18 protein-coding genes are annotated in these 19,624 nt (G+C 65.9%); 9 read left to right on the top strand and 9 right to left on the bottom strand.

Annotated elements, in window-relative coordinates:
- Nucleotides 1-138: 138 nt before the first annotated feature.
- The 3 genes from AWB94_RS04315 to AWB94_RS04305 all read left to right on the top strand — a co-directional run bounded on the left by AWB94_RS04315 (nucleotide 139) and on the right by AWB94_RS04305 (nucleotide 3,414).
- The gene (locus tag AWB94_RS04315) at nucleotides 139-1,443 is read left to right on the top strand and encodes a citrate synthase (protein WP_084395233.1); all 1,305 of its coding nucleotides are present in this window, start codon (nucleotides 139-141) and stop codon (nucleotides 1,441-1,443) included.
- 134 nt (nucleotides 1,444-1,577) lie between these two features.
- Nucleotides 1,578-3,008, top strand: coding sequence for an MFS transporter (locus AWB94_RS04310; RefSeq protein ID WP_062657555.1), 1,431 nt, complete (start codon nucleotides 1,578-1,580; stop codon nucleotides 3,006-3,008).
- Entirely contained in the window at nucleotides 2,998-3,414 is a 417-nt protein-coding gene (locus AWB94_RS04305) for a MarR family winged helix-turn-helix transcriptional regulator (RefSeq protein ID WP_062657530.1), read from the top strand. Before AWB94_RS04310 ends, AWB94_RS04305 begins: the two co-directional genes overlap by 11 nt.
- Here the strand turns inward: AWB94_RS04305 and AWB94_RS04300 are convergent.
- Nucleotides 3,403-4,950: a phytoene desaturase family protein gene (locus AWB94_RS04300; RefSeq protein ID WP_062657554.1), complete on the bottom strand. Its 1,548-nt coding sequence runs from the start codon at nucleotides 4,948-4,950 to the stop codon at nucleotides 3,403-3,405. The two genes, AWB94_RS04305 and AWB94_RS04300, sit on opposite strands and share 12 nt — an antisense overlap.
- Nucleotides 4,951-4,966: 16 nt before the next feature.
- On the bottom strand, nucleotides 4,967-5,215 hold the full coding sequence (locus AWB94_RS04295) for a DUF2630 family protein (protein ID WP_062657529.1): 249 nt from the start codon (nucleotides 5,213-5,215) through the stop codon (nucleotides 4,967-4,969).
- A 32-nt stretch (nucleotides 5,216-5,247) separates the two neighbouring features.
- On the opposite strand from AWB94_RS04295, the gene AWB94_RS04290 reads away from it, so the two are divergent.
- The 3 genes from AWB94_RS04290 (at nucleotide 5,248) to AWB94_RS04280 (ending at nucleotide 7,088) form a co-directional block, all read left to right on the top strand.
- Entirely contained in the window at nucleotides 5,248-5,610 is a 363-nt protein-coding gene (locus tag AWB94_RS04290; RefSeq protein WP_062657528.1) for an FKBP-type peptidyl-prolyl cis-trans isomerase, read from the top strand.
- Between the two features lie 127 nt (nucleotides 5,611-5,737).
- Nucleotides 5,738-6,391: a hypothetical protein gene (locus AWB94_RS04285; protein WP_062657553.1), complete on the top strand. Its 654-nt coding sequence runs from the start codon at nucleotides 5,738-5,740 to the stop codon at nucleotides 6,389-6,391.
- Between the two features lie 130 nt (nucleotides 6,392-6,521).
- Complete coding sequence (locus AWB94_RS04280) at nucleotides 6,522-7,088, top strand: LppU/SCO3897 family protein (protein ID WP_062657527.1); 567 nt, start codon at nucleotides 6,522-6,524, stop codon at nucleotides 7,086-7,088.
- A 3-nt stretch (nucleotides 7,089-7,091) separates the two neighbouring features.
- Here the strand turns inward: AWB94_RS04280 and AWB94_RS04275 are convergent, their stop codons facing one another.
- Both AWB94_RS04275 and prrA read right to left on the bottom strand, forming a co-directional pair.
- A complete protein-coding gene (locus AWB94_RS04275; RefSeq protein WP_062657526.1) occupies nucleotides 7,092-8,462 on the bottom strand; it encodes a sensor histidine kinase in 1,371 nt (456 codons plus the stop codon).
- Nucleotides 8,463-9,173, bottom strand: a complete 711-nt coding sequence (gene prrA, locus AWB94_RS04270; protein ID WP_024452022.1) for a two-component system response regulator PrrA — start codon at nucleotides 9,171-9,173, stop codon at nucleotides 8,463-8,465. It abuts the gene before it with no gap.
- A 197-nt stretch (nucleotides 9,174-9,370) separates the two neighbouring features.
- Between prrA and AWB94_RS04265 the strand changes: the two genes are divergently transcribed.
- Nucleotides 9,371-11,263 carry an ABC transporter ATP-binding protein gene (locus AWB94_RS04265; protein WP_062657525.1) on the top strand — a complete coding sequence of 631 codons (1,893 nt, stop codon included), beginning with the start codon at nucleotides 9,371-9,373 and terminating at the stop codon, nucleotides 11,261-11,263.
- Complete coding sequence (locus AWB94_RS04260; protein WP_062657524.1) at nucleotides 11,260-13,080, top strand: ABC transporter ATP-binding protein; 1,821 nt, start codon at nucleotides 11,260-11,262, stop codon at nucleotides 13,078-13,080. Before AWB94_RS04265 ends, AWB94_RS04260 begins: the two co-directional genes overlap by 4 nt.
- A 76-nt stretch (nucleotides 13,081-13,156) precedes the next feature.
- Here AWB94_RS04260 and AWB94_RS36040 read toward each other — a convergent pair whose 3' ends face one another.
- Nucleotides 13,157-13,291 carry a hypothetical protein gene (locus tag AWB94_RS36040; protein ID WP_264021030.1) on the bottom strand — a complete coding sequence of 45 codons (135 nt, stop codon included), beginning with the start codon at nucleotides 13,289-13,291 and terminating at the stop codon, nucleotides 13,157-13,159.
- 311 nt (nucleotides 13,292-13,602) lie between these two features.
- Nucleotides 13,603-14,265: an LpqN/LpqT family lipoprotein gene (locus AWB94_RS04255; protein WP_084395232.1), complete on the bottom strand. Its 663-nt coding sequence runs from the start codon at nucleotides 14,263-14,265 to the stop codon at nucleotides 13,603-13,605.
- Between the two features lie 799 nt (nucleotides 14,266-15,064).
- Between AWB94_RS04255 and AWB94_RS34515 the strand changes: the two genes are divergently transcribed.
- Nucleotides 15,065-15,298, top strand: a complete 234-nt coding sequence (locus tag AWB94_RS34515; RefSeq protein WP_131805318.1) for a hypothetical protein — start codon at nucleotides 15,065-15,067, stop codon at nucleotides 15,296-15,298.
- Nucleotides 15,299-15,347: 49 nt separating this feature from the next.
- Here the strand turns inward: AWB94_RS34515 and AWB94_RS04250 are convergent, their stop codons facing one another.
- The 3 genes from AWB94_RS04250 to AWB94_RS04240 form a co-directional block, all read right to left on the bottom strand.
- Complete coding sequence (locus AWB94_RS04250; protein WP_084395231.1) at nucleotides 15,348-17,576, bottom strand: hypothetical protein; 2,229 nt, start codon at nucleotides 17,574-17,576, stop codon at nucleotides 15,348-15,350.
- Between the two features lie 62 nt (nucleotides 17,577-17,638).
- Complete coding sequence (locus AWB94_RS04245) at nucleotides 17,639-18,613, bottom strand: hypothetical protein (protein ID WP_062657552.1); 975 nt, start codon at nucleotides 18,611-18,613, stop codon at nucleotides 17,639-17,641.
- Between the two features lie 260 nt (nucleotides 18,614-18,873).
- A complete protein-coding gene (locus AWB94_RS04240; RefSeq protein WP_109762339.1) occupies nucleotides 18,874-19,488 on the bottom strand; it encodes an MspA family porin in 615 nt (204 codons plus the stop codon).
- Nucleotides 19,489-19,624: the final 136 nt, after the last annotated feature.

Here is a 19,624-nt window from a genome sequence, read left to right as displayed (position 1 = left end):
GGAGGGGTGCACACCCCGTCGGCGATGGTCGAGCGGTTGCGGCAATCCCGGCAGCCGGTACCCCACGCAAGCGCGCCGCACCGTTAGCGACTACCGTCCAGTAGTGACGCGTAGCCGACGACCACAGAAGGGGTTCCAGTGGCCGAAAACTCCAGCCCTGAACAAGTAGCGACCCTTAGCTATCCGGGTGGCTCAGTGGACCTGGATATCGTCCACGCCACCGAGGGGTCCGACGGCATCGCGCTGGGATCACTGCTGGCCAAGACGGGTTACACCACCTTCGACGGCGGGTTCGTCAACACCGCGTCCACCAAGTCCGCGATCACCTACATCGACGGTGACGCCGGCATCTTGCGCTACCGCGGCTACCCGATCGAGCAGCTGGCCGAGAAGTCGACCTTCATCGAGGTGAGCTACCTGCTCATCTACGGCGAACTGCCCACCGCCGAGCAGCTGGAGAAGTTCACCACCCAGATCCAGCGGCACACCCTGCTGCACGAGGACCTCAAGCGGTTCTTCGACGGCTTCCCGCGTAACGCGCACCCCATGCCGGTGCTGTCCTCGGCGGCCAACGCCCTGAGCGCCTACTACCAGGATTCGCTGGACCCGTTGGACAACGAGCAGGTCGAACTGTCCACCATCCGGCTGCTGGCCAAGCTGCCGACCATCGCGGCGTACGCCTACAAGAAGTCGGTGGGCCAGCCGTTCCTGTACCCGGACAACTCGCTGACCCTGGTCGAGAACTTCCTGCGGATGACGTTCGGCTTCCCGGCCGAGCCGTATGAGGTCGACCCCGAAATTGTTCGCGCCTTGGACATGCTTTTGATCCTGCACGCCGACCACGAGCAGAACTGCTCGACCTCGACCGTGCGCCTGGTCGGCTCGTCACAGGCCAACTTGTTCACCTCCATCTCCGGCGGCATCAACGCGCTGTGGGGCCCGCTGCACGGCGGCGCGAACCAGGCCGTGCTGGAGATGCTGGAAAAGATCCGCACCGGCGACGACGATGTACAGACCTTCGTCAAGAAGGTGAAGAACCGCGAAGACGGTGTGAAGCTGATGGGCTTCGGGCACCGCGTGTACAAGAACTACGACCCGCGGGCGCGCATCGTCAAGGAGCAGGCCGACAAGATCCTGGGCAAGCTCGGTGGCGACGACGAGCTGCTGGACATCGCCAAGCAGCTCGAAGAGATCGCCCTGACCGACGACTTCTTCATCGAGCGCAAGCTCTACCCGAACGTCGACTACTACACCGGCGTCATCTACCGGGCGATGGGCTTCCCCACCCGCATGTTCACCGTGCTGTTCGCGCTCGGCCGGCTGCCCGGCTGGATCGCGCACTGGCGTGAGATGCATTCCGAGCCCGGCAAGATCGGCCGACCCCGCCAGATCTACACCGGCTACACCGAGCGCGACTACGCCGGCATCGACACCCGCGCCTAGCGGTCCCACGAACAGACATAGAACTCCCGCCCTTGCAGCGAAAGGGCGGGAGTTTTACGTCTGGCGACTGACAGCGTTTGCATAGCTAAAGGTTGTAGTTCCACAATGGTTGTGTGAATGACACCATCGACACGCTGACGCCGCGGCGCAAGGCCATCGTGCTGGTGTCCTGTTGCCTGAGCCTGCTCATCGTGTCGATGGACGCCACCATCGTCAACGTGGCCATCCCGTCCATCCGCGCCGACCTCGGCGCCAGCCCCGCGCAATTGCAGTGGGTGGTGGACATCTACACCCTGGTGCTGGCCTCGCTGCTGATGCTGTCGGGTGCCATGGGCGACCGGTTCGGCCGCCGCCGCGTCTTCCAGATCGGGCTGACCGTGTTCGCCCTCGGTTCGCTGCTGTGCAGCCTGGCACCCGGTATCGACACCCTGATCGCGGCCCGGCTGTTGCAGGGCATCGGCGGATCGATGCTCAATCCCGTTGCGCTGTCCATCATCTCGCAGGTGTTCACCGGCCGGGTGGAACGCGCCCGGGCGCTGGGCTTCTGGGGCGCGGTGATCGGCATCTCGATGGCGCTGGGGCCGACGGTGGGCGGTCTGCTCATCGAGTACGTGAGCTGGCGCGCGGTGTTCTGGATCAATCTGCCCATCTGCGCGGCCGCGATCATCCTCACCGCGATCTTCGTGCCGGAAACCAAATCGGCGACCATGCGCAATGTCGACCCGATCGGTCAGGGCCTGGCCGTGCTGTTCCTCTTCGGCGTGGTGTACACGCTGATCGAGGGCCCGGCGCTGGGCTGGGGCCATCCCCGCGTCCTCATCACGGCCGGTGTCGCGGTGGCCGCGTTCACGGCGTTCCTGCGGTTCGAGTCCCGCCGCCACGACCCGTTCATCGACCTGCGGTTCTTCCGCAGCGTCCCGTTCGCATCGGCGACCGTCATCGCCGTCAGCGCCTTCGCCACCTGGGGCGCGTTCCTGTTCATGATGTCGCTGTACCTGCAGAACGAGCGCGGTTATTCGGCGATGCACACCGGGCTGATCTACCTGCCCATCGCCATCGGCGGCTTGGTGTTCTCGCCACTGTCGGGCCGGTTGGTGGGCCGCTACGGCGCACGGCCGTCACTGCTGACCGCCGGGGTGCTCATCACGACGGTGTCGTTGATGTTGACCTTCTTGACGGCGACGACGCCGGTGTGGGCGCTGCTGGTGGTGTTCGCCGTGTTCGGCATGGGCTTTTCCATGGTCAACGCCCCGATCACCAACGCGGCGGTCAGCGGCATGCCGCTGGATCGTGCCGGTGCGGCGTCCGCGGTGACCAGCACCAGTCGCCAGATCGGGGTCAGTATCGGTGTGGCGCTGTGCGGTTCGGTCATCGGGACGTCGCTGCCGTCCACCGGCCTGGACTTCATGCGCGCGGCCCGGCCGCTGTGGTTCACGTCCGTCGGTCTCGGGGTGGTGATCATCGTGCTGGGCTTCGTGTCCACCGCCCCGCGGGCGCTGGCCTCGGCACAGCGGCTGGCGCCGCTGATCGAGGGGCGCCAGGAGGCGCCCGTCCATGTCGGATAACCCGCTCGCCGACGAGGTGTGGCAGCGGATGGCCGCCCTCGTGCACGAGAACCGCGGCGACTGGAAGCGTGCGGTGATCGAACGGTCCGGCCTGCCGTTCAGCCGGATCCGGGTGCTGCGTCGGCTGGCGCGTACCCCGATGACGGTCAAGGAACTGGCCGAGGCGGCCACCCTGGACGCGCCCGCGGCGACGGTGGCGGTCAACGATCTGGAGGAACGCGGGCTGGTGCTGCGTCAGACCAACCCGGCCAACCGGCGCTGCAAGGTCGTGTCGCTCACCGACGAGGGGCAGGCGCTGGCGGCCGCCGTCGAGGCGGTGCAGGATCCCGCACCCGCCGCGCTCGCCGGCCTCGATGAAGCGGATCTGCGTGCGCTGCAGACGGTTCTGCGCAAACTAGCCCTCTAGAACCGCCATGGCGGCGTTGTGCCCGCCGATACCCGACACCGCACCGCCGCGTCGTGACCCCGACCCGCACAACAGGATCCGCGGATGTGCGGTGGCGACGCCCCAGCGCCGGGCGGGTGTGTCCAGTGGCTCGTCGTCTTCGGCGAACGGCCAGCTCAACCCGCCGTGGAAGATGTTGCCCGCGGTCATACCCAGGGTGTGGTCCAGGTCGACGGTGGTCTTGGCCTCGATGCACAGCCGGCCCGCGGCGTCTTCCATGATGACGTCCTGAATCGGTTCGGCCAGAACGGAATTCAGCGAGTCCAAGGCGGCCGACGTGAGCCGGTCCCTGACCCGGTCCGGATCGCCGCCGGCGGACAGGCTGTGCGGGGTGTGCAGCCCGAACACCGTCAGGGTCTGCGCCCCACTCTCGCGCAACGCCGGGGACAGGATGCTGGGATCGGTCAGGGAATGGCAGTAGATCTCGCAGGGCAGCGGATCGGGGACGTGGCCGCCTGCGGCGGTGGTGTAGGCGGTCTCCAGCTGGGTGAGCGTCTCGTTGATGTGGAAGGTGCCGCCGAATGCCTGCTCGGCGGACACCGAGGTGTCCCGCAGGCGGGGGAGGCGGCGCAGCATCAGGTTGACCTTGATCTGTGCCCCCGGCGCCGCGGCTGGTGCCGGCTCGCCCAGCAACCCGGCCAGCACCGTGGGCGTCACGCCCGCCAGCACCACGGCGCCGGACACGACGTGCTCGGCGCCGCCGTGCCGGTAGTGCACCTCGCCGTCCGGGGTGATCGCAAAAACCTCTGCGCCGGTGCTGATCTCGGCGCCGAATCCGCTCGCGGCGGCGCTCAGGGCCCCGGTGACCGCGCCCATTCCGCCGATCGGCACGTCCCAGTCGCCGGTGCCGCCGCCGATCAGGTGGTACAGGAAGCACACGTTCTGCAGCAGTGCCGGGTCGTCGGTGGAGGCGAAGGTACCGATCAGGGCGTCGGTGGCGACCACCCCGCGGACCAGGTCGTTGCGCACGGCCGCCGTGATGGCGTGCCCGATCGGCTGTTCCACGATGTCTCGCCACGCGGTGGCGGCGTCGACTCCGCCCGCCAGTACCCGCCGCCGCGCCGCCGACCTGGTTTCCAGTGGCTGCAGCAGCGTCGGCCACAGGGCCTTGGTCAGCGCACCGGTGCGGCGGTAGAACTCCGCGAACCCCGCGGCGTCCGACGCCGCACCGATCGCCTCGAAGGTGTTCTGCGGACCCAGCAGCAGCCCGGTGGATCCACCGGTTCCGGGGTCCGGGCTGTACGACGAGTACCGCCGGCGGGCCAGCCGGATCCGGGCGCCCAGATCGTCGATGATCCGCCGTGGCAGCAGGCTGACCAGGTACGAGTAGCGCGACAGCCGGGCGTCGACGCCGTCGAAGGCGTGCGCGGACACCGCTGCGCCGCCCACGTGGTCGAGCTGTTCCAACAGCCGCACCCGCCGTCCCGCGCGAGCCAGATAGGCGGCGGCCACCAGTCCGTTGTGTCCGCCCCCGACGATGACGACGTCGAACTGCATCGGGGCCACGCCGCGGTCAGCCGAGGTAGCCCTCGACCTCATCGGCGGGGCGCGCGGTCGCCTGATCGGGATCGCCACCGGATTCGCGCAGGGCCCGGCGCTGGCGCAGCAGATCCCAGCACTGGTCGAGTTGCACCTCGATGGAGCGCAGCCGCTGGTGTTCGGTCGATTCGTCGATCTCACGGTGCTGCAGCGCGGAGCGCAGCTCCTGCTCTTCGGCGACGAGTTTGTTGACTTCGGCGAGGATGTCCGCATCGGTGGCCATGGACCTAGTGTGCCCGACTACGGTGGGCAAGCGTGGCTACAAAACCTGAGATCGAATTTCCGGATGGCCCCGCCCCCACGGAGCTGGTCATCGAAGACGTGACCGTCGGCGACGGGGAAGAAGCGGTGCCCGGCGGCACCGTCGAGGTGCATTACGTCGGCGTCGAGTACGACACCGGCGAGGAGTTCGACAGCTCGTGGAATCGCGGCGAGTCGATCACCTTCCCGCTGCGCGGCCTGATCCAAGGTTGGCAGGACGGCATTCCCGGGATGCGGGTGGGCGGCCGGCGCAAGCTCACCATCCCGCCGGAGCAGGCCTACGGCCCCGTCGGTGGCGGTCACCGGTTGTCCGGCAAGACGCTCATTTTCGTCATCGACCTGCTGGGTGCGCGCTGACGTAACTTCGTCAGGTTGCCGTGACCTAGATCACCGTTCGGTTTCGGGCTCGGTTCCCGACTACACCTTGTAGATGCGCGTCATCGGTTGACGGGCGGGATGTGTTTGCAGGGGGGAGGTGTCGGCGATGATCCGACGCCGCGCCGCCGACGCTTTCGAAGCCGGACTGTTCCTGCCCGCCAGGATGACGGTGTCCTTTCCCCAGCTACTCATCGACTACGCGAGCTGCGAAGCGTTGCAGCCGTACCTGCCCGCCGACGCCGGGCACTGGGATGCCGATCGGCACTTGCTCGACGCGGAGGCTGCCCGGCTCGACCGGGAGCGGGTGGCAGCCGAGATCGCTCGTTTCCATGCGACGCGACGGGAAGCCTCGATGCTGGCGATGATCAACATCGCACTGCCGTTGGGCGACAGCGCGACACTGACCGACGGGCAGAACTATCTCCTGCGGGTCGCACGCGACGAACGCAACGAACTCGGCCGACCGTCGGTACCCGAGCTGTCTCGGGCCGGCACGGCGGTGCGCGACCTGATCTGCGCGAAACTCGGTGTCCTGCTTGCTGACTCGGTGACCGTAGCCGCAGACGGTGACACGCTGATCAACGGCGACGGCTCCACTGCCGCGGTGCTCGGGCGACTGTGCCCGACGTGCTGGTACGCCACCCGAGCCGCGCTGGCCCAGCGAGTCATCGACAACGGCCCGACTCCGGTATTGGGGCAGGGCCTGGTGGATCCCGTGTCGGTTGCGATCCTCTACACCCTGGGACTCATCGACTTCTGACGGCCGTAGCCGAGGAAAGTGCGCCGTGGCGTAGATCACGGTCCTACGGCGTTCGGATCGCCCGATCTTCCGCGACTACATCTGCATATGCCCGGAACGCGGGCGCTCAAGCAAGCGAAGGACGAACGTCATGACCGATCTGCAACCCCCTGCTGCGCCTCCGGTGGCCAAAACGCGTTGGTGGCGGACCAAAAAGGCCCGACTGGCCTTCACCATCATCGGTGTGTCGCTGATCCTGCTGGCCAAGTTCAGCCTGGCCGAGAAGCACCAAGTGCAGCAGGCGACCACCGCCGCGAAGCAGGAGATCACCAGTTTCCTTGTCGGAGACTGTGTTGCGCTCGGTGCTGACGGAAAAGACGTGCACCGCACCGACTGTGGTGTGGACCCCAGCTTCACCGTCGGCGCCGTACTGGACAGCGACCGCGCATGCGCCAACGCCAACTACATCAGCTATGACTGGACTTTGGACCACCGCGCGGTCGGCCGGTTGTGCCTCGTCGAGAACCTCACCGCCGGGCACTGCTATCACCCCACCGCGGACGGCAAGAACCTCGAACAAACCGATTGCACCACCACCGATGACAAGGCCTACAAGGTGATCCAGCGATTCGACTCCGCCGCCGCCCAGTGCCCGGCCGACGCCACCACCTACAGCTACCCCGAGCCGGTGCGGACCTACTGCCTGACGGCTCCCTGAGCGTCAGCTCGGCTGGGGCACCGGCCCGGGCAGGCGCAGCAGCAGTCGCGTCCCGCCCAGCGGGCTGGCCTCCAACGATGCAGTGCCACCGTGCAATTCGGCCTGCTGAGCGACCAGTGCCAAGCCCAGCCCCGACCCGGAATGTGATGCCGTCGAGCCGCGCGAGAACCGCTCGAACACCCGGGTGCGCTCATCCTCGGGAACGCCGACCCCGTCGTCGTCCACGGCGATCTCCACCCCGGCGCGTGAGCTGACCGCCGACAGCTGCACCCGGGTGGCGTTACCGTGCTTGACGGCGTTGGCTATGGCGTTGTCCACCGCCAGTCGCAACCCGGCGGGCAGCCCGAGGATCAGCACCGTCGGGGCGGGCACCAGCGACACGTCCAGATCGGGATACACCCGCATCGCGTCGTGGGCGGCGCGGTCGAGCAGTTCGGTGATGTCCACCGGAACGTGGTCGTCGGCGGTGGTCAGTTCGCCCTGGGCCAGTCGCTCCAGCGCCGTCAGCGTCGCCTCGATCCGGGATTGGGTGCGGATGACGTCCCCGAGCACCTCCTTGCGCTGCTCGTCGGGCATGTCCAGGGTGTCGAGCACCTCGAGATTGGTGCGCATCGCGGTCAGCGGGGTGCGCAGCTCGTGTGAGGCGACGGCCGCGAAATCGCGGGCCGATTCCAGGGCGGCCTTGGTGCGCTGCTGCTCGTCGCCGATGCGGGCCAGCATGCCTTCCACGGCCTCGGCGATCTCGGTGGCCTCCCACACCCCGCGCACCTGGATCGCTTCGGGTTTGGACTGGGCGTTGATGGCCCGGGCCTGCTGGGCCAGCCGCCGGAACGGGGTGATCATGATGGCCGAGATGATCCAGCCGACGATGGCGGTGCCGCCGACGACGCCACCACCGATCAGCAGCACCCGCCGGTGTTGGGCGTCGATCTGGTGCTCGGTCTCGGTGGTGGGCGCTCCCAGCGCCACGGACGCCTGCCCCGCGCTGAAGGTGCGCACCCGGTAGTCGACGCCGTTGATGGTGGTGGTGGCGAAGCCGTCGGGGAATTCGGGCAGCACGATGTCGTCCGGCGTCGAGACGGTGGATCCGGCGATGCGAGCGGTGCGCACCAGGCCGCCGTTGGCCGTGGGCTCATCGGCGTGATCGTTGAGGGCGCTGCTGAGCAGGGTGGTCACGTCGCCGAGGCTGCCGATCGAGTCGAGCCGACGGTCCAGCTGGCTGTATTGCTCGTTGGTGATGCCGATCCACACCCAGGTGCAGATGGTGATGGCGGTGGCCACCACACCGAACGATGCCGCGAGCACGATGGTGCGCAGCGACAGCGCCCGCTTGGGGAGTCCCAGCAGCCGGTAGAGACGGTCGTTCAGGTCCATCTACTGCTGCCTGAGCACAAACCCCACGCCGCGGACGGTGTGCAGCAACCGGGGTGCACCACCGGCCTCCAGCTTGCGGCGCAGATAGCCGATGAACACGTCCACGACGTTGGTGTCGGCGGCGAAGTCGTACCCCCACACCAGCTCGAGCAGCTGCGCCCGGGACAGCACGGCGGTCTTGTGCTCGGCGAGCACGGCCAGCAGGTCGAACTCGCGCTTGGTCAGGTCGACGTCGGCACCGTTGACCCTGGCTCGCCGGCCGGGGATGTCCACTTCGAGCGGACCGACCGAGATGGTCTCCGAGGAGAACGTCGCGGTCGACCCGCGGCGGCGCAACAACGCCTTGACCCGCGCGACCAGTTCCTGCAGCACGAACGGTTTGACCAGGTAGTCGTCGGCGCCGGCTTCCAGGCCGGCCACTCTGTCGTCCACCGAGCTGCGGGCCGACAGCACGCATACCGGCACGTCGTTGTCCATGGCGCGCAACGCGGTGACCACGCTGACGCCGTCCAGCACGGGCATGTTGATATCCAGCACGATGGCGTCGGGCCGGGTCTCGGTGGCGCTGCGCAGGGCCTCGGCACCGTCGACCGCCGTGGCGACCTCGAATCCGGACAGCCGCAGGCCGCGCTCCAACGACGCCAGTACGTCGGGATCATCGTCGACGACGAGGACCCGGGGTGAGACTGCTCCACTGGCTCCGCTTTCCATACGGCCATCTTGCCTGATGGACGACCACGATTGCGGCAGGCTGGCGCCGCGGCCCGGAATTGAATTGACCTCAATAATTGTTGAGGTTCTAGCGTCAGGTTATTCGGTTGTCCGGCGTGGGAATATCAGAGTCGGGGGGGTCCCACAGCGACATGGATGTCGGTGCCATGAGTTAGACAGTCTCAGTGGGGAGTGCAATGCAAACGGAGGGTAGCGGGCTGCGCTCGACGCCGGCCATCGCGCCGCCACCGCGGCGCATCCGCTCGTCGTCGGACATCATCCGGCTGTTGCCGTACCTCAAGCCCTACCGGATGCGTTGGACCGTCATGGTGGTCGCGGCGTTCGCGAGCCTCGGCGCCACCGTCGCCATCCCACTGCTGACCAAGGCGGTGATCGACGGACCGGTGCGCCACCAGGATGAACGCGGCCTGTGGATCTTGGGCCTGGCCGCCACGGCCGTCGGCGTCAGCGAAGCGGTGCTGTGGTTCATCCGCCGGTGGCTGGTCGCCCGCGCCACCATGGGAGTCGAGGCCGATATCCGCAAGGACCTCTACGCGCGGCTACAGATCCTGCCGATGAACTTCCACGGCCAGTGGCAGTCCGGCCAGTTGCTCTCCCGGGTGATGAACGATCTCAGCACCATCCGGCAGTTCCTGTCCTTCGGGCTGCTGTTCCTGATGCTCAACATCGTCCAGATCATCGTGGTGACGGCACTGCTGCTGAGCATGTACTGGCCGCTCGGCGTCGTGGTGGTGGTGTCCATCGTGCCCATCACGCTCACCGTGCTGCATTTCCAGCGTGAGTTCACCCGGCTGTCGCGGCTGTCGCAGGACCAGTCCGGCAACGTCGCCACGCATGTCGAGGAAGCCGCGCTGGGGCTGCGGGTGATCAAGTCGTTCGGCCGCGAGCGGTACGCCTACCACCGCTTCGACGAGCGGGCGACGGGCCTGTACGGCACCGAGATCAACAAGGTGTCGGTGTCCGCGAAGTTCTGGACGCTGCTGGAGGTCATCCCGAACATCACGCTGATCATCGTGCTGGGCTTCGGCGCGTACGCGGCCGGGCACGGTCTGGTCAGCATGGGCACCCTGGTCGCGTTCATCACCATGATGCTGTCGCTGGTCTGGCCCATCGCCTCGCTGGGCTATCTGCTGTCGATGACGCAGGAGGCCATGACCGCGGCCAACAGGGTCACCGAGATCTTCGACGCGCCGCGGGAGATCGTCGACGGTCCGGTCCGTGCGACCCCGCGCGGCGGGCGGCTTGAGCTCGTTGACGTCGGCTTTCGATTTGCCGATTCCGAGGCGTGGGCTCTGCGGTACGTGAACCTGACCGTCGAGCCGGGGGAGACCGTGGCCCTGGTCGGTGCCACCGGGTCGGGCAAGTCGGTGCTGGCCGCGCTGCTGTCCCGGCTGTACGACGTCACCGAGGGGAGGATCCTGCTGGACGGCAAGGATATTCGCGACCTCTCGCTGCCTGCGCTGCGGCAGGCGGTGGCCACCGCCTTCGAGGACCCGACGCTGTTCTCCATGTCGGTGCGGGAAAACCTGCAGCTGGGCAACCCGGACGCGAGTGCGGACCAGCTGGCCGAGGCCATAAGCGTCGCCTCGGCCGACTTCGTCTACGACCTGCCGTTCGGGCTGGACACCCGCATCGGGGAGCAGGGCATCAGCCTGTCCGGCGGTCAGCGGCAACGGCTTTCGCTGGCCCGCGCCATCCTGGCCGACCCGTCGGTGCTGGTGCTCGACGACACGCTGTCCGCGCTGGACGTGCACACCGAGGCCGTCGTCACCGAGGCGCTGCGCCGGGTGCTGCGCAACGTCACCGGCATCGTGGTGGCCCACCGCGCCTCGACGGTGCTGCTGGCCGACCGGGTGGCGCTGCTGCAGGACGGCACCATCATCGCCATCGGCACGCACAGTGAGCTGTTGGCGTCGGTGGCCGAGTACCGGTACCTGCTGGCCGCCGACGACGAGCTCGACGACGGCGCCGAACGGGTCTGCGACTGGGAGGACGACGAGTGCCGGGCCCAGCTGGACCGGCTGCGCCTGGAGGACGAGGCGCTGTCGTGGAAGGCCCAGCAGTCATGAGTGTCACGGACTGGCGCGGGCGCAAGGTCGACGACCACGACGACGATCTGCCGATCGACGAATCCATCTCGCGGCGGCGCGAGGCCCGCCACCTGTTGTTCGATCTGCTGCGGCCCTACCGCACGATGATCGCCCTCCTCGCGATCATCGTGGTGGTCGAGAACGCGGCCCGGTTGTCGGTGCCGATCCTGGTGCAGCGCGGCATCGACCACGGCATCCCGCCCATCGTGAATGGTGGCTCGGCGCGTGAGCTGGTGGTCATCCTCGCGGTGCTGTGCGGGGTGGTGGTCGTCCAGGGCGGCAGTCGGATGGTGTTCCTGCGGCGGTCGGGCCGGATGGGGCAGGACGTGCTGCTGGAGTTGCGGCGCAGGCTGTTCCGGCATTTCCAGCGCCTCGATGTGGCCTTCCACGATCGCTACACCTCGGGCCGGGTGGTTGCCCGGTCGACCAATGACATCGAGGCCATCCAGGACATGCTGGCCACCGGGTTCGACGGGTTGATCACCGCCGTGCTGACGATGTGCGGCACCGCGGTGCTGCTGGTCGTACTGGACTGGCGGCTGGGCCTGATGTGCTTGTGCGCCTTCCCCATTCTGGTGGCGCTGGTGATGTGGTTCCGCTCGGAGTCGTCTCGCACCTACCTCAAGGTGCGGGAAGCCGCTGCATTGGTGATCGTCCAGTTCGTCGAAACCATGACCGGGATCAAGGCCGTGCAGGCCTACCGGCGCGAGCCGCGCAACCAGGAGATCTTCGAAGACGTTGCCGACCAGTACAAGTCGATCAACGAGCGGGCCTTCAAACTGCTTGCGATCTTCATGCCCAGCGTGCGGCTGGTCGGCAACCTCGCCACAGGTGTGGTGTTGCTCTACGGCGGTTACCGGGTTCTCGGCGGGCAGATGACGCTGGGCACGCTCACCGCGTTCCTGCTGTATCTGCGCATCTTCTTCGAGCCGATGCAGGAGATCTCGCAGTTCTTCAACACCTTCCAGTCGGCGTCGGCGGCGCTGGAGAAGATCTCCGGGGTGCTGGCCACCGAGCCCGGGATCCGTGACCCGGAGCATCCGGTGGCGCTGCCGGTGGTGCGCGGCGAGGTCGTGTTCCGTGGCGTGCGATTCGAGTACGTGCCGGGCCGTCCGGTGCTGCCGGACCTGTCGCTGCATGTCCCGGCCGGGCAGACGGTCGCGCTGGTTGGCACCACCGGTGCCGGAAAGACCACCATCGCCAAACTGATCGCCCGGTTTTACGACCCGGTGGCCGGGACGGTCAGCCTGGACGGGGTCGATCTGCGCGATATCGAACAGGCCGAGCTGCGCCGGCATGTGGTGATGGTGACCCAGGAGAACTTCATGTTCGAGGGCACCGTCGCCGACAACATCCGGTTCGGCCGGCCCTCGGCCACCGACGCCGAGGTGCGCGCCGCGGCGGTGGCCGTCGGCGCCGACCGGTTCATCGACGCGCTGCCCGACGGGTACGACACCGACGTCGCCAAGCGCGGCGGTCGGCTGTCCGCCGGGCAGCGGCAGCTGATCGCGTTCGCCCGCGCGTTCCTGGCCGATCCGGCGGTGCTGATTCTGGATGAGGCGACGTCGTCGCTGGACGTGCCCAGTGAGCGGTTGGTGCAGAAGGCGTTGGTGACGGTGCTGGCCGACCGGACCGCGGTGGTCATCGCGCACCGGCTGTCCACGGTGCTCAGCGCGGACCGGGTGCTGGTGCTGGAGCACGGGCGCATCATCGAGGACGGACCACCGGGCGAATTGATCGATGCCGGTGGGCATTTCGCCGGGTTACATCAGGCCTGGGTGGACTCGTTGGCGTGATACGCCGACGCGACTGTGGGCCGTACGTACGCCTCATCGTGATCTGGCGTGCATACGGCCCACAGTCGGCGCTGCGCTACTTGCCGTAGACCTTCCACAGCAGGGACTCGGCATTGTTCATGCCGGCGGGCAGGCCGCTCTGCCGGTCGCTTTCGAGCACATCGAAGCCGCCGCGCGGATCCTTGGTGACCAGAATCATCACGTGGGACATGTCGGTGCCTGTCCGCTGTTCGGGTTGCGACAGGGGAAGCCGCGTCCTCCTCCCCCCGGATTGGGCGACGGGGCGGCTTACGCGAATGACTGGCGGCGTGCCGAAAGTTTGGTTCGATGTATCGTACTTCTTACGCTGCAACGGTTTTGGATCTTCGGGCTAGCCGTACACAGAGCCGATGCCGGCGAAATGGTTGGTCCAGCACTGGTAGTGCTGGACCAATCAAGTAGCACTACTTGCCTGGTACCCAATCGACGGGAGCTGACACGTTCTCGCTGGCGGATACTCCCTGCAGATGGGACCAAGACACATTATTGGGAGGAGCCGTGACCGGGCAGAATGAGCTGAAAGTTGTTCAGAATGGCCTGTTTACCGGCGTTGTAAGCCGGATTGTCCGGTTCGGCGGTTTGCACAGTCAGGGTTGCGGCCCATACTTTCGGCCCGTCCGCTGCTGCGGTGATCAGCGCCGTCACCGAGTGGCCTAGAAGCGTGTACGTGATCGTTGTACTCGGGTGTCCGCAGACGGTCCCTGGTATTCGGCTCGTGACGGCGATTCCGTTCTGCGCGATGCTGGAGAGCTCAGCATCGATGCCTTGCTCGGTATTGCGGACCTTGCCGGTCAGGTCTTCGAGGGTCACTACTGCGTTCGGGGTGAAGTCGTTGGCCCGCAGGCCTACGTTGGCAACGAACCCGCGGATGATCGGTGAGTTCATCGATGCGGAGTAGACCCACCCCGATGGGGTGGGAAGTGCCAGTGTGGGCTCGTCGGCCGCCTTGGGCTCCAAGGTAGTGAGCGGGACATCACTGGCGGTGCATCCCGCCGCGCTGACGGCTACCGATGATAGCGGTGCCGTTGTCGCAGCGGCCGCCGAGCTTGACGCCGATGGCGAAGGCTGGTGGGAAGCGCATCCGACCGCAGCCGCGGCTACAATTACGCCGTATATAGCTCTTGAAATTCGGCGATGATTATTCATCTGATACTATTTTCCATTTCTATGTGCCAGCGTTCATTACGTATCATGCTCATTGCGACTCTTGAAATAAGTGCCTCAGAATTGAGCGCTTTTGCAGCCGTTTCATTGCCGTGCGGCATACATCGATGCACTGCCATAACCGCGTAAATGGGAGTTTCAAATTTAGCCGTAGGTGGCCGTGGAGGAGGTAATAGGAAGGGTGCAGCAAGGTCGGCGGGAATCGACGACGTCCGGGCGACTGACTCCTGTCTTTATGAATCTTTCTTCCGGTTTAGTACTTGAAAGGCCGTGGCCGCGCTATTTTGAGTCGATACCAGGAAGAGCAAGACTGTTGATTACCTCAGCCCTGGTCATGACGGGCCAGGCGCGGACAAGGAAGTGTAACGGTACTTTGTCAGCCGAACGATGCCTACAAAAATCACCAAGGCGCTGCATAAAGTGCCAATCTTTAGCGTTTGTGAGTGCACTAACGAGTACAGGCCAACAGTAGTCGCTGTCAGAAAAACGACACAGCTCGTGGCCAGGTAGACGATGTGTGCCAGCGGCATATGCACCCTTAACCGAAAGCTCGCAAGCATGACAACCAGCCCGGTGAATCCGACCACCACCGTCATTACTGTAAGCATTAACCGCCCCCCCGTCCCTGTTAAATGAGAGTCGCTATCGGATGTTTCGCAAGCATTTTCAGTGTCGTTAATTGCTTCCATCGGGACTATCCTTCTTCTTCTTTTCGTATCTATTTGTCTTTTTTGGCGTATATCCTATGCGCTGCGCGATCCGATTGGATAATTTCTTCTGGATGCCAGTTGTGAAGAAGATCGCGATAGCCCTGAATCCTAGTGTGATACTTACGCAACCAAATGCTATTGCAGGGTTTGGTGCCACCACAAAAAAGAGCAGTGATGTACAAATCGGCAATATCCATGACTTCTTCGGCGGCACAGTTTTATGGAAGTCACTTTTGAAGATGAAAGCTATAGCGGCAATCATGTTGATGATTAATACAATCGCGAAAGCGCCCGTCATGCTATGATCACTGCTATTCATAACATCCCTCACCTAAAGCGTTTGAGTAGATCTTGTCACCAACCAAGGAAGCCTCCTACAGCGCTCGCTGCCGACGATAATGCCGATCCGGCGGACCGCGCTGCTCCGCCGAGCGCTTCTCCTGCAGCGGAACCAAAGCCACTACCGAGGAACCCGCCCACGACGCCGCCCACGACGGCCCCGACAACGTTTCCAGGCCCGGGAAGGAAGGACCCGATCGCAGCTCCCGCCAGCGCACCCGCCTCGGCTCCACCCCAAGCTCCCAACAGGGACCCCGCAGTCTTGCCGACAGTCTCAGGCACAGGAGCGCCGTTGGCTAACTCTGCAGCAGCCTGTCCCGCTTCCAGCACTCGGCCAATATTCGTGAATCTCTTTCCTGCTTTTGCGAGCGTTTCTGCAGTTTCCTTGGTCAAGGCTCCAACGTTCTTTGCGTTATCTCCCCAGTGAGCACCGGTAGGGCTGTACTCCGCACGGGCCGTTAGGCCGTCACCGAGTTGCCCCATGTGGAAATCGGCAGGGAACTGATCGCCGGGTTCTGCAGCCTGTTCGGCGCCGCGTTCACCGGCTTGGGTGGCCTGCTGCGTCCCTTGTGTGCTTTGTTGGGTGGCCTGTTGCGTCGCTTGTGTGCTTTGTTGCGCTCCTTGTTGTCCTGCTTGTTGTGACCCGCGGCGGGTGGCGGCTGCGGCTAGGTCGGTCGGGTCGACGGGGGTGTTTGGGTCCTTCTGTGGTGTGGTGGGTTTCTGGTTCTGCGGCTGCTGTTGAACTTGTTGGGTGGACTGCTCGTTGGTCGGATCTTGTGGTTGCTGCTGGCTCGGTTGTCCTTGTTGAGGGGGTTGGTTCGGCTGGCCGGGTTGCGGCTGACCTTCGGGTGGCTGCGCCGGTTGTTGTGGTGCTTGTGCAGGCTGCTGGCCCGGGCCTTGCTGGGGCCCGGCAGGGGTCTGTTGTTGCGGGGCGGACGGTGCCTGCTGAGGCACGGAAGCCTGAGCCGGGGCATCATAATTCGGCGGCTGGCTGCCGTTGGCGGGGACTTCCTGACCTGCCGGTGCCGTCTGTTGCGGTGCAGGGGCCTGCAGGGGGGCGTCGTAGTTGGGTGGCTGGACGCCGTTGGCGGGCGGGCCGGGTTGACCTTGGGAGGGGTATTGGGGGTAGCCGCCCTGTGTCGGGCCGCCCTGGCCGGTGGCGGGGTTGTAGATGGATATGCCGTTTGCCTGGTCGGGGCCGGGGTATCCGGAGTTGGCGCCGCCCTGGTATTGCCCTGGCGGATTGGGCATTTGGGGCGGCTGGAATTGCGATGGGTCGGGTCCGGACGAGCCCGATCCACCACCGCCACCGCAGTCCGGTGGGCAATCAGCACGGGCCCGGGGCATCGCGCCGGGCCCGGTGTAGGAGTCTGGGACCGCCAGCCCGAACGCGGTCGCCGAGAACCACAGCAGCGCCACAACCCCGGCGCCGGCGTACATCTGGCCCATCGGGGTGGTGCCACTGCCGGGGGTGTGTGGGCGATGTGCCCAGGCCCACCATCCGGACAGGGCTCCCCACCACCAGGTGTTCGCCAACAATCCCAGGGTCAGGATCACCGTGATCGCGGCGAACGCTGCCTTCGGGTCACCGCCCAGTAGCCAATCCGATATCCGGCGCAAGAGATAGCCGGACAGCACGACCAGGGCGGCGGCGCCGGCCAGCAGCATCACCCCCAGCCCCGGACGCGAGGACCACCAGGATGCCCACCGATCAGCGCCCCGGCGGGCGCTGGTGGCCAGCCCGAACGCCGACACCAGCGTTGTGGCGCCGCCGAACAACAATGCTCCGGCGGCAGCGATGATCGCGACCTGCACCAGTGCCGAGAGGAGCGTCCAGCCGGCGGCAGTGCCGGTGGAATGCGCCCACCAGAGGGCGGCATGTCCGCGTAACACCCACCAGATGCCCACGGCGCCAACAATCATTCCTGTCATCGCCCGCACCAGTGCCGGAACTCCGGACATCGCCATGGTCGCAGCTGCGATGATCGGGGCGATTGCGCGCTGGACGAGGGTGATGCCTTTACCCAGTGCGGTGAACGCGGCGAGCAGCAGCGCCACCGCCCCCACCGACAGGCTGCCGCCCGGTGCGAGGACGTGCAGACCCCACACCCCAGCGACAAGCAGTGCGGCCCCGGTAATCCCGGCGGCGAAACCGGTCAGCGGTGGTGCAGGCGGGACCGTGGACATCGGCTCGGTGAGCGGTTCGCCACGATCGTGGCCAGGGTCGATGATGGTATTGCTCATGTTCTAGTCCTTCGTGCAGGCAGGAGAACCCGGGGAAGCTGCAGTGCTGACGTACGTTGTGGTCATTCGGGCCCGCCGGTCATGTTCGCTTTAGCCCATGCCACTTCGTCGGAGGCAGCCCGGATACACCCGTCGTAGTCCTGGCCTGTAGATCCGAAGATCACGACGCATTGAGCGGACATGTTGGCCAGCAGCCGGGCATTGCAGGAGTCGACGCTCGTCTGTGCGGGAGTGCTTGCCAGACAGAGCTGTTGGGTTTGGCATGACGCGACGAAGTCTGCGGTCCGGCCATCGGCGGCGGCGTACTGGTTTGGGCCTCCTTGGCAGTTTCCGGAGTGCCGCTGCGCGTACAGCGTGGGGTCAACACCGTCGGGCCGGTGGGCGCCGGTGGGGTCGGCGACATAGTCAACCGGCTTTGGAATGATGTCGATCGGGGTGCGGGTACCCGGCGGTAGGCCGGCCCAGTCCGGGGCCGGCGCGCCGGTGGTCGGGATGTCCGAGGCCCGGTACGACAGCGTGATGGTGACGGGGAACGCGAATACGTTGGCCGGCCCGAGATCGATGGTCAGGTTGGATTGTCCGGGCGGGAAACCGGGCCCCAACGTCGGTGTGACCGACAGCGGCGCCTGCTTGGCGTCGGTGGCGGTCGGGATGCTGAACGTGCCGATCACCCGGGACGGATTCGCCGGTGCGGGATCGGTTTCGACCAGCACGGCGTTGGTGCCTTGACGCAGATGCGTTGCGGCGGGAAGTTTGATCCCGATCGGGTAGGTGCTACCCGAGAACACGCTCCTACGGGTGATCACCACGTCGGCCCCACCACCGGCGAACGGGATCACCTGGTAGTCGACGTCGTTGGAGCCGTACACGGCACCACCGTCAGGGGTCCAGGCAGCCGGCGCCAGACTGAGCTCGCCGGGTAGGTGAATCGCGATCTGCCGGTTGGGGTCTGCAGTCGGGGCGAAGATGCCGTCTTTGGCCCACATCGGTACTGTCACCGCGCCACGTTCAGCTTGGGCGGCCAGTGGACGTTCCATGCCGGCTGTCTCCCCCCGCGGAGTGCTCGAAGAGATCCGTGCCCCGCCAATCGGATTGATCCGTGCAGGGTCTTCGGGCATGGGCCGCTGGACCGGCAGCGGCACAGCAGGACGGTAAGGGTCGGTCGAGGCGGGGTCCGCGCCGGCGGTGCCGACGACACCGCCGGTGTTACCGATCATCAGCAGCATCGCTGCGGTGACCACAGCGCGCCGACAGACGGACCGCCGCTGGTGTCCTGAACGCAATGCGGTTGCCACGATCACAAGTCCTTGGGTTCGCCGTAGAGGGTTTGGGTGTCGTTGCCGTTATCTGTGCGCACCCGGATCGTGGTGTAGGACTGGATCTTCACCTGGCCGCCGCATCCGTCGGCTTCGATGTTCTGATCCCGTAGATTGGACACCGCATGCATGCTGCGCAGGCTGATCCGGTCCAATGGAACCTGCGCTAGGCCACCAGGTTTCAGCAACACCCGGATATGCCCACCCAGATGCTCCTGCACCCCCAACGTCGCGCCGCCCGACGCCCCGCCGAACCCACCGCCCTGACCACCACCGGAACCACCGCCGCCGTACCCGCCGCCATAGACCTGACCATTGACCTGCTGATACGGATCGATCCCGGCATCCACACCGACCTCCACTCCTGGGGAGGAATCGGTGCGGCACCCCACGAAATAGCCCGATTCGAGCTGCGCGTCCTGAATCACCGCACCACCAGAGCCACCAATGCGGGCTTCCGAGCGCAATGTCACCCGTGCTTGCCACGAATTCGATGCACCCGCCAGATTGTCGATGTGATCGATCACCTCATTGGTGGTGTTCACATCCACCACCCAGCCGTCATCAGTAACGAACTGCGTCCACTGATCCGGCATCACCTGCGGATCAGCCCCCGCTCCCGGCGCGGCAATCAGGCACGACACTGCAAGAACAACCTTCCGCGTCAGAGATCGGTAACCAGGACTCGGTTTTAATTCTCCGCATTTTTGCTGGTTCGATCACCGGACCGGA

Source organism: Mycolicibacterium canariasense, assembly GCF_002101555.1.
Classification (GTDB): domain Bacteria; phylum Actinomycetota; class Actinomycetes; order Mycobacteriales; family Mycobacteriaceae; genus Mycobacterium; species Mycobacterium canariasense.
This window is presented reverse-complemented; position numbering and strand designations above follow the sequence as displayed.

What these genes read in the sequence shown, in the direction of transcription:
- AWB94_RS04305 (WP_062657530.1), top strand. Translation starts at nt 2,998, where the DNA reads ATGTCGGATAACCCGCTCGCCGACGAGGTGTGGCAGCGGATGGCCGCC.
- AWB94_RS04300 (WP_062657554.1), bottom strand. Translation starts at nt 4,950, where the DNA reads ATGCAGTTCGACGTCGTCATCGTCGGGGGCGGACACAACGGACTGGTG.
- AWB94_RS04295 (WP_062657529.1), bottom strand. Translation starts at nt 5,215, where the DNA reads ATGGCCACCGATGCGGACATCCTCGCCGAAGTCAACAAACTCGTCGCC.
- AWB94_RS04285 (WP_062657553.1), top strand. Translation starts at nt 5,738, where the DNA reads ATGATCCGACGCCGCGCCGCCGACGCTTTCGAAGCCGGACTGTTCCTG.
- AWB94_RS04280 (WP_062657527.1), top strand. Translation starts at nt 6,522, where the DNA reads ATGACCGATCTGCAACCCCCTGCTGCGCCTCCGGTGGCCAAAACGCGT.
- AWB94_RS04275 (WP_062657526.1), bottom strand. Translation starts at nt 8,462, where the DNA reads ATGGACCTGAACGACCGTCTCTACCGGCTGCTGGGACTCCCCAAGCGG.
- prrA (WP_024452022.1), bottom strand. Translation starts at nt 9,173, where the DNA reads ATGGAAAGCGGAGCCAGTGGAGCAGTCTCACCCCGGGTCCTCGTCGTC.
- AWB94_RS04265 (WP_062657525.1), top strand. Translation starts at nt 9,371, where the DNA reads ATGCAAACGGAGGGTAGCGGGCTGCGCTCGACGCCGGCCATCGCGCCG.
- AWB94_RS04260 (WP_062657524.1), top strand. Translation starts at nt 11,260, where the DNA reads ATGAGTGTCACGGACTGGCGCGGGCGCAAGGTCGACGACCACGACGAC.
- AWB94_RS36040 (WP_264021030.1), bottom strand. Translation starts at nt 13,291, where the DNA reads ATGTCCCACGTGATGATTCTGGTCACCAAGGATCCGCGCGGCGGCTTC.
- AWB94_RS04255 (WP_084395232.1), bottom strand. Translation starts at nt 14,265, where the DNA reads ATGAATAATCATCGCCGAATTTCAAGAGCTATATACGGCGTAATTGTA.
- AWB94_RS34515 (WP_131805318.1), top strand. Translation starts at nt 15,065, where the DNA reads ATGCCAGTTGTGAAGAAGATCGCGATAGCCCTGAATCCTAGTGTGATA.
- AWB94_RS04250 (WP_084395231.1), bottom strand. Translation starts at nt 17,576, where the DNA reads ATGAGCAATACCATCATCGACCCTGGCCACGATCGTGGCGAACCGCTC.
- AWB94_RS04245 (WP_062657552.1), bottom strand. Translation starts at nt 18,613, where the DNA reads ATGGAACGTCCACTGGCCGCCCAAGCTGAACGTGGCGCGGTGACAGTA.
- AWB94_RS04240 (WP_109762339.1), bottom strand. Translation starts at nt 19,488, where the DNA reads ATGCCGGATCAGTGGACGCAGTTCGTTACTGATGACGGCTGGGTGGTG.